The sequence below is a fragment of the Allofournierella massiliensis genome (assembly GCF_964241245.1).
GTDB classification, from domain to species: Bacteria; Bacillota; Clostridia; order Oscillospirales; family Ruminococcaceae; genus Allofournierella; species Allofournierella massiliensis.
Map to the genome: position 1 here is coordinate 1 of NZ_CAXSWZ010000061.1, position 1,883 is coordinate 1,883.

The 1,883-nt window shown below is 52.1% G+C and carries 1 protein-coding gene; it reads right to left on the reverse strand.

All coding sequences use genetic code 11. The features are described from left to right. Window positions 1–107: 107 nt before the first annotated feature. Entirely contained in the window at window positions 108–1,388 is a 1,281-nt protein-coding gene (gene ltrA / locus ACESYO_RS16340) for a group II intron reverse transcriptase/maturase (RefSeq protein WP_373210873.1), read from the reverse strand. Window positions 1,389–1,883 lie beyond the last annotated feature (495 nt).

Here is a 1,883-nt window from a genome sequence, read left to right on the forward strand (position 1 = left end):
CAGTCGAGTAGACAGCCTCGACACTCCTTTCACATAATTTTTGCTGCGAAGGGATTGTCTACTGCCCCTCACAGAACCGGACGTGCGATTTTCCCGCATCCGGCTCTTCAAGTAATCTTTGGTTGCCAGCCCCAAATATCTGTGGTCAGATGCGGCTCTTTGACATAGTAGTTCCAGATTCGTAGAAACCTGTTGTACTTCATGGATCGCTTCTGGTGGCGGCGGTTCAGCACTCTGTAGGTGGAATATTTCAGGTATTTCCAAAAGCTCTGTATAGCATGAAAATTCCCGTTTACCCCATAGTAGTTGTAGTGTCCTCGGAGGATAGAATCTATCGTTCTCATCGTCTCCGCTACTGGCCTGTGCATCTGTTCCTTGAGCCATATCTTGGCCGCCTGTCGCTTCGCCTTCAGCTTCTTCTTACTTGTGCGAACTCCAAGCCGATACTTTCCTGACCGAGTTTTGGCGTTGAAGAAGGTAAAGCCGAGGAAGTCAAAATCCTCCTTTGTACCTTTGAACCGTCCAATGGGCAGTATTCGAGTCTTGTCCTCCGCCACTTCCAGTGAAAATTTACCCAGCCGCTTTTTCAGCGTATCCATAACCTTTCGGGCCTCATTCTCATACTGAAATAGAATCAGAAAGTCGTCCGCGTACCGCACATAGTAGACTTCGCCCCGCAGACGCGGCTTAATAGCTTTCTCCATCCACAGATCCAGCACATAGTGCAGATACACGTTCGCCAGCACCGGTGAAATCAGTCCGCCCTGCGGCGTCCCTCTATCACTGGCCAGACGTTTTCCGTCCTCCATGATCCCCGCAATCAGAAATCGCTCCACATATCGCAGATAGTTCTTGTCCTGTATGTCATGGGCCAAGAACCTCATCAGCCAATCGTGGTCAACATTGTCAAAGAATCCCTTAATGTCGGCCTCCAGCACATAATTGACTTTCTTTGTCATAATGGTCTGGTTGATGTATCTCACCACATCGTGCGCACCCTTACCAGGTCGGAATCCATAGGAACATCCCAGGAAGCGAGGCTCATAAACTTCGTTCAGTACTTTCGCCATCACGCCCTGCACCAGCCGGTCTTCATAGGCCGGTATTCCCAGTGGCCTCAATTTTCCATTGACCTTGGGAATATATGTCCGCCGCACTGGGAGCGGTTTGTACTGAAATTTCCTCATCCGCTCTACCAACGCCGCGATTCGCTCCGGGGCATTTTCGTCATAGGCTGCTTTGTCTATTCCGTCTACGCCGGTTGCCTTTTTCCTGCTCTGCTTTCGATGCTCCGCCATCAGTGTCCGCTCGTTTACATTGTGCATGAGATTCTGCACCGCCGGATACTTTGCTGACTGCTCCCTTATTCCCTTCGGTTCCTGTTCCATCCGTTCTGACCTCCTGTGTCCGGATGCTTCTTCCTCCGGGACCGATTACTTGCTGCCCCCTTTGCTCCACCAGCTTTCACCGGTTTCCTCGCTACTATGAGGCAGTCCGACTTCTGACAGGCCTTCGGGGTCTCTCCATTTTCAAGACTTCAATTCCCCTTACCATCTCGTGGAGCCTGTCAGATCTCCCAGGTATACAGGTACTACCTTTGTACGCTCGCCACGCTCTATTGACCCCGACGGAATCTCCCCAACCTTGCGCTTGCGGGTGGTTCTTGCTGCCTGCGACCTTGAGGACGGTATCGGCTTCCGCTCTTTATATCTTACGAGGCTGTATCGCTTCACGGTTTCCCATTGCGGCTCTCGCACTCCTCTGCCTACGCTTAAACCTCACCTCGCGGCTCCGGCTCCAAGGCTGAGTACCGGCTGCTCGCTACGCTTTGCCGGGTCTGGTCTTTCACCAGACTGTATTACCTGCACCGAACTGGCGCACCC